The organism is Salinisphaera orenii subsp. halophila YIM 95161 (assembly GCF_003732545.1).
GTDB classification, from domain to species: domain Bacteria; phylum Pseudomonadota; class Gammaproteobacteria; order Nevskiales; family Salinisphaeraceae; genus Salinisphaera; species Salinisphaera orenii_A.
This window is the reverse complement of record NZ_AYKF01000057.1, coordinates 60,607-68,123: the sequence shown is the minus strand read 5'-3', so window position 1 is coordinate 68,123 and position 7,517 is coordinate 60,607. Positions and strand designations below refer to the sequence as shown.

Genomic DNA, 7,517 nt, shown 5'->3' with positions numbered 1-7,517 from the left:
CTCCCGCCGTTCTTTAAAAATCAATAGCTTGTAAATATATGTCTCTAGTTCGCTGCCGCGTAGGCAGCTAAGAAAACTTGATATCGCTGTAGTTGCCGTTAGCTGTCGTTCGCTGCCGCGTAGGCAGCTAAGAAAAATGTAATACTATATTCAAGACAACGGAGAAAGTTCGCTGCCGCGTAGGCAGCTAAGAAAAGTCTGACGCGCTGGCTTTCGCATGACCATTAGTTCGCTGCCGCGTAGGCAGCTAAGAAATATGCGCCGCACCATCGCCATAGGCTGCCTACGTTCGCTGCCGCGTAGGCAGCTAAGAAAGTTGAACGGCATGCCATTGTCCGCCAGGATCTGTTCGCTGCCGCGTAGGCAGCTAAGAAAACTGACGTTAGCGACGACGATTATTACTACTTGTTCGCTGCCGCGTAGGCAGCTAAGAAATTCGCCTTATCCGCGCAGGTTTGATTCGGCTCGTTCGCTGCCGCGTAGGCAGCTAAGAAATGAACGATGAATCCGACGCGCTGGTTAAGGCCGTTCGCTGCCGCGTAGGCAGCTAAGAAATAGACGACTTCGAGGGGCTAGACGGCCACCAAGTTCGCTGCCGCGTAGGCAGCTAAGAAAACGAATGGGCGCGATCAAATCAGCGGGTATCGGTTCGCTGCCGCGTAGGCAGCTAAGAAACACAAGATCGAACGGCTAATCCGCGAAATACGGTTCGCTGCCGCGTAGGCAGCTAAGAAATGACACATCAGACTGCTCGCGGACGTAACGCAGTTCGCTGCCGCGTAGGCAGCTAAGAAAATGACATAACAGGCAAACGCAGAGCAGCACTGGTTCGCTGCCGCGTAGGCAGCTAAGAAAACGGAGAGCGCGGTTAGCATGCAAAAAATAATAGTTCGCTGCCGCGTAGGCAGCTAAGAAACTGGGGCGGATAGGCGGTTTTTAGGCGTGACCGTTCGCTGCCGCGTAGGCAGCTAAGAAAATGCGCCGACCTGCTGACCGCCTGGCCCGGCCGTTCGCTGCCGCGTAGGCAGCTAAGAAAGTAGATCACGAAACCGCCTGCGGCGGCGCTATGTTCGCTGCCGCGTAGGCAGCTAAGAAATGCTGACCGCCTGGGCTCGCCACGCGCCGATGGTTCGCTGCCGCGTAGGCAGCTAAGAAAACGTTGTACGCCCTAGAGGAAAAGGGTTTAGTCGTTCGCTGCCGCGTAGGCAGCTAAGAAAATTATGAAGCGCGATCACGCCGAAAATTGTTGGTTCGCTGCCGCGTAGGCAGCTAAGAAAAGGGTCGTATCGGGCACCTCGGCGCCACCGTTGTTCGCTGCCGCGTAGGCAGCTAAGAAACGGACGGCGAAAAACGCTGGAACGCCAAGCTGGTTCGCTGCCGCGTAGGCAGCTAAGAAATCGCGACGACGAAGGCGTGGCCGAGAAAGACGTTCGCTGCCGCGTAGGCAGCTAAGAAACATCGAACATGGTCGGGAACGTGCAGCTACCGGTTCGCTGCCGCGTAGGCAGCTAAGAAACATGGTCTGCGCCTGACCTGCTAGCCCGACGCGTTCGCTGCCGCGTAGGCAGCTAAGAAAATAGCCAGACGCCGTAGGTTTTGCCAACCTCAGTTCGCTGCCGCGTAGGCAGCTAAGAAATACTCCCTCTTGATCTCGTGGCACACACGGACGTTCGCTGCCGCGTAGGCAGCTAAGAAAATGGAGTACACGCCGGCTGTCACCGCTCGAGTGTTCGCTGCCGCGTAGGCAGCTAAGAAATATTTCAGTCTCCAGTTTTCACCCATCGGCGAGTTCGCTGCCGCGTAGGCAGCTAAGAAAATCAACGGCAACCTGCAGCTTAACGGCGCGTTGTTCGCTGCCGCGTAGGCAGCTAAGAAACGCGACTCAACCGGAGAAAGACAATGAGCATCGTTCGCTGCCGCGTAGGCAGCTAAGAAAGTCACCCTCACCCGCGCCGACGGCGACCGCCAGTTCGCTGCCGCGTAGGCAGCTAAGAAAGTCGAACTCGTCACCCGAGGATGTCACAAACGGTTCGCTGCCGCGTAGGCAGCTAAGAAATCATCTCGGCGAATGAACTGGAAGGCCGCATAGTTCGCTGCCGCGTAGGCAGCTAAGAAAACGTTTCGAACACGGCTATCCAGATGACCCGCGTTCGCTGCCGCGTAGGCAGCTAAGAAAAGGCGAATCCCGCGCCGGGGCCGTGGTCCGGCGTTCGCTGCCGCGTAGGCAGCTAAGAAAAGATAGAAACGCGCGACGGCTGGGAGCATCACGTTCGCTGCCGCGTAGGCAGCTAAGAAACACCTGGAAGCCGAGAGGGATCGTCTGGAATGGTTCGCTGCCGCGTAGGCAGCTAAGAAACGGTCAGCGTGCTGTCGCAACGTGCGGCGACCGTTCGCTGCCGCGTAGGCAGCTAAGAAACGGTAGATGCGGTGGATCGACTGAATGAAGTCGTTCGCTGCCGCGTAGGCAGCTAAGAAATCAAACACCCCGGCATGCCGAATCACACCCTAGTTCGCTGCCGCGTAGGCAGCTAAGAAACACTGCAAACGCTTCAAAACGCGGTGAGGATCGTTCGCTGCCGCGTAGGCAGCTAAGAAAACCTGCGCCGGACGATCCGCCATCATCAGTCGGTTCGCTGCCGCGTAGGCAGCTAAGAAAAGGCAGCCCTCGCGGGTGACGCGGAACAGGAGGTTCGCTGCCGCGTAGGCAGCTAAGAAAATTGAGCGTGCGCATGCGATTCACGTCGTGCCGTTCGCTGCCGCGTAGGCAGCTAAGAAATACTGCACGAGAACTGCCGGCTCCCCGTGATCGTTCGCTGCCGCGTAGGCAGCTAAGAAAGCCTACAGCCTGGATCGCGTCTATAGCCACGAGTTCGCTGCCGCGTAGGCAGCTAAGAAAAGCAGCACAATCAACGGGTCCTGTTTGTCGTCGTTCGCTGCCGCGTAGGCAGCTAAGAAAATCGACGAAGTGATGGACCGCGCCCGCAAGACGTTCGCTGCCGCGTAGGCAGCTAAGAAAAAGGTCAGCCTCAGAACCTCGATCTGCATGACGTTCGCTGCCGCGTAGGCAGCTAAGAAAAATCACCAACACCCCTTTGGGTGCGCTCCGGCGTTCGCTGCCGCGTAGGCAGCTAAGAAAGTTGGAATCCGCTCGGGTATGTGTCCGCCCAGGTTCGCTGCCGCGTAGGCAGCTAAGAAATAGTTAGAACACGCCGCTAGCGGCGCTCGGCAGTTCGCTGCCGCGTAGGCAGCTAAGAAACAGCAGGGCAGCGGCGGCATCAGCCAGTTCACGTTCGCTGCCGCGTAGGCAGCTAAGAAATGTAGCTCGTCGCCGGCCGAGTGACCGCCGTCGTTCGCTGCCGCGTAGGCAGCTAAGAAAGTCGACACCGAGCGCGCGCTCGCCCGCTTCGCGTTCGCTGCCGCGTAGGCAGCTAAGAAAATATGTTCGCGCCCCAGCTGTTTTCAGCCCTGGTTCGCTGCCGCGTAGGCAGCTAAGAAAGTGCCGGCGTTGAGGTTTGATGCGTTGCGGAAGTTCGCTGCCGCGTAGGCAGCTAAGAAATGGCTGCTGCGACAGCGCGGCCACACGTACGGGTTCGCTGCCGCGTAGGCAGCTAAGAAATCATTCGCGTCGGCACCATCGCCGCCGTCGACGTTCGCTGCCGCGTAGGCAGCTAAGAAAAGCTACAGATGGCGACGCTGATGGGAATGCACGTTCGCTGCCGCGTAGGCAGCTAAGAAATAAGCACAGGTGTCGCGCTGAAAGCGCGATCAGTTCGCTGCCGCGTAGGCAGCTAAGAAAACCTACGGCATCGAAACCCGCGCCGAGGCCGCGTTCGCTGCCGCGTAGGCAGCTAAGAAACGGAAACCCCGGCCACACTCACCGGCTGGAAAGTTCGCTGCCGCGTAGGCAGCTAAGAAAGACGACAACAGGCGGCGGCGGCGTCACGATCAGTTCGCTGCCGCGTAGGCAGCTAAGAAAGACCAGCTCGACATCACGCTCACCGACCACGAGTTCGCTGCCGCGTAGGCAGCTAAGAAAATAGCATCGCAGCGGCGCGAGCTCGCCGAGGTGTTCGCTGCCGCGTAGGCAGCTAAGAAAGACTGGGGCCGGCCGTACCACAGCCGCCGGAAGTTCGCTGCCGCGTAGGCAGCTAAGAAAAGAGGCCGTCAGCACCGTGTGCGCCGAAATCGGTTCGCTGCCGCGTAGGCAGCTAAGAAAAGCACCTTCAAATGTTCGGCCTGACGAGTCGAGTTCGCTGCCGCGTAGGCAGCTAAGAAATAACTTTCGCGCGTTGCTCATTATGCGAAAGAGTTCGCTGCCGCGTAGGCAGCTAAGAAATTGTTTTTGCGGGGGAAAATAGTCAGGGCCATGTTCGCTGCCGCGTAGGCAGCTAAGAAAAGAATGTAGGACGTGACTGCCGGTAGCGTATCGTTCGCTGCCGCGTAGGCAGCTAAGAAATGCGTGCCGTAGTCCGTCGTGTCGCCCGCGTCGTTCGCTGCCGCGTAGGCAGCTAAGAAAAGAACTGTGCGGCGCGGTAGCGCAGCCAGGCGGTTCGCTGCCGCGTAGGCAGCTAAGAAATCTGGACCGTCGCCCGGGTGCGCTCGGCGAAGGTTCGCTGCCGCGTAGGCAGCTAAGAAAACACTCGGGCGCATGGTCGGTTTCTGGGCGCGGTTCGCTGCCGCGTTAGGCAGCTAAGAAAAGGCGCGGATGGCGTCGAACACGCGCAGCGGCGTTCGCTGCCGCGTAGGCAGCTAAGAAAGTCGTCGGCGATCAGGCTGATTTCGTGGACGCGTTCGCTGCCGCGTAGGCAGCCAAGAAAATGCGGTCCCAGACGCGCTCTAGCACAGACTGGTTCGCTGCCGCGCAGGCAGCTGAAAATCTACAGATGCACGGCCATTGGTGCTGCCGCTCACACCCAGCGGCCGCACCTTCACGTCACGACACGTTACTCCGCGCGCGAAAGTGCTCGACGCCTTCGATCACGCCGCGGGCGTGGTCGGCTCGGGCGAGGTAAGCGTGGTCCAGGCCGGGGACGGTGGTGAGGTCGTCGCGGTAATTGGCGACGATGATCGCGCAGGGCAGCGCGCGCAGCATCTCGATGTCGTTGCCGGAGTCGCCGGCGACGTAGACGCGCGCGTGCGGGATGCCGTGGCTCGCGGCCAGATGGGCGACGGCGCCGCCCTTGGAGGCGCGTGCGGGGAGCACGTCGACGAAGCGGTCGTGGCTGTGAATCACGGTGGCTTCGACGCCGCGGGCGGCGAGCACGCCTCGTATCTTCGGCGCGATCGCAAGGCCGCCCGGGCAGAGATAGCTGATCTTGTGCCGACGCTGTTCGAGCGCGCTCTGGGGCGTAAGCTCGGACAGCTCCGCCAGCGCGTCGACGATGGCCTCGCGCGGCCAGCCGGCGTCGATATGCGCCTGCCAGTCGGTATCCAGCCGATAGGTCACGCGGTCGGCGTTCAGGCAGTGGATTTCCGCGCCGACCGAGGTGATGAGAAAACGCGGCCAGTCGATGTCGGACTGCTCGAGGATCTGCAGCGCGCTGTGAAAACTGCGGCCGGTGGCCACGCCGAACGCCATGCGCGACTGGCCGGGCTGCCAGCCGTTGAAGTCGTGGATACCGTGGCTGCACCCCACCAGCGTGCCGTCGATGTCGCAGATCAGCAGCGCCTTGGGCGCGGCGTCGGCCGGGGCACGGTAGCGCGTGCGCCTCGACGCATCGCGGGCGGTATCGGCACGGCCGAGCAGGCGTTTGATCAGGCGATGGTAGTGCTGCACGTGCCGCGGCCAGTCGAAGGTTGCGCTCGCGCGGCGGCCGTTGTCGGCGTAGCGCTGCCAGCGCTCGGGATCGCCGAGCAGATCGCGCGCGGCTTTCGCGATCGCATCGGTCGCACAAGGGTTGACCAGCACGCCGTTGTCGCAATGCTCGATGATGTCGTTGGGGCCGCCGCTGTCGGTGGCGATCACCGGCAGGCCGCTGGCCGCGGCTTCGAGCAGGGTCAGGCCGAACGGCTCGTTGAAGGCCACGTTCGCGAACACGCCGCGGCGTCCGCGCGCCCAGGCATAGACCGCCGGCACGTCGGCGCCGCGGTGCTGCTTGGGATAGGCCACGCGGCCGTAGAGGTCGTAGTGGTCGATCAGCGCGAGCATCTCGCGCAGGTTGTCGGCGATCTCGGGCTCCAGCGTGTCGAGCGACTGGCGCCCGCCGGCCAGAATCACCAGGTTCGCGCGCGCCTGCAACGCCGGCGATTCGCCGTAGGCCCGGATCAGGTTCGCCAGATTCTTGCGCGTGACCGGGCGCGCGATTGCCAGCAGCGCGGGCTTGTCCGGCTCGTTGAGAAAGCGCCCCAGCATGCGCTCGACGCGCTCGGTGGGCCGGGCGCGCTCGAAGGTCTGCAGGTCGCTGGCCGGGCGGATCACCCGGATGCGCCCGGGCACATAGTCCGGGTACTCGGCGTACTGCAGCTCGGCTTCGTCGCGCGAGGAGGCGATCACCAGATCCGCCTCCCGCAGGGCGGTGTTCTCGAAGCCGATACGGCGTTCGAGCGCCGGCGTCATCGCATCGGCCCGGGTCGAGCCGATGGCCGCGGCGTAGCCCACTTTGGGCCGGCCCAGCGAATGCGCGGTGAACACGAACGGCAGCCCGCGGCGCGCCTTCATGCGCGCGGCCACCTCGCCGGCGTCGGCGTAGTGCGCGTGGAGCAGATCGGGGCCACGCTCGAGGCCGTCGATATGGTCGTCCAATGCGTCGGCAAACGCGGGCAGCTGGTCCCAGAGCTGCTCTTTCGGCCGATAGCCGGAGTCCGGCGTGGGCAGGCGTACGATGCGCACCTTGGGATTGATGTATTCGCAGGCACGGCGATAGTCGCCGTCGGTGAAACCCGCCTCGAAGGCGCGGGTGACGATCTCGATGCGCTCCACGTCCGGATCGCGCGCCGAGGCCTGAACGAGCTCGAGCAGGTAGCGGATGTGACCGCCGGTATCCGCGGTGATGCCGTACTCGACATCGTGGGCGCGCAGACAACCCTGCAGGGCGATGTGCATGATGAACATGGGCGCTTGGTTCCTGTCTCGCCGTGTACCCGGGCCGGGGCCCGATGTCATCGGACCGTGATCATGTCGGTTCGGTTTCATGGCCGGGTCGATCATCGTTTCGCCGCCGCCCGGCCACGGCGCCCGCGGCCGGACGGGTTCCGCGCGGGCTGTCGACACGCGCTCAGCGGCCACCCCGGCCTGTGCCGTAAACGCCGCGGACGCGGCCCTGATGTGTATCCCGGCCCACGCCGACGGCGACCGCATGCCGCCCGCGAACGCCGGTCCGCCCCGCGCGCCGCCGCACACGGACCGTCGCCCGACCGCGCGGTCGTGCTCGCCGTTCCCGGCCCGCTCGCTACCCGCACGTACCGGCCCGTCGCGGCGACGAGCCGAACGCATCCGTCGGTCGGACGAACGATCAGATACGTGCCGATCAGGCGATCGGAATGGCGCGGCGCATCAATCATGCGCTCAAGCTAGCCGG

The 7,517-nt window shown here is 62.7% G+C and carries 1 protein-coding gene and 1 CRISPR repeat array; the gene reads right to left on the bottom strand.

The genetic code is table 11. The features are described from left to right. Positions 1 to 47: 47 nt before the first annotated feature. Positions 48 to 4,636: direct repeats of the CRISPR family, unit length 28 nt; unit sequence GTTCGCTGCCGCGTAGGCAGCTAAGAAA. A gap of 297 nt (positions 4,637 to 4,933) precedes the next feature. Further along, positions 4,934 to 7,051, bottom strand: coding sequence for an HAD-IIB family hydrolase (locus tag SAHL_RS03620; protein ID WP_123590038.1), 2,118 nt, complete (start codon positions 7,049 to 7,051; stop codon positions 4,934 to 4,936). Positions 7,052 to 7,517: the final 466 nt, after the last annotated feature.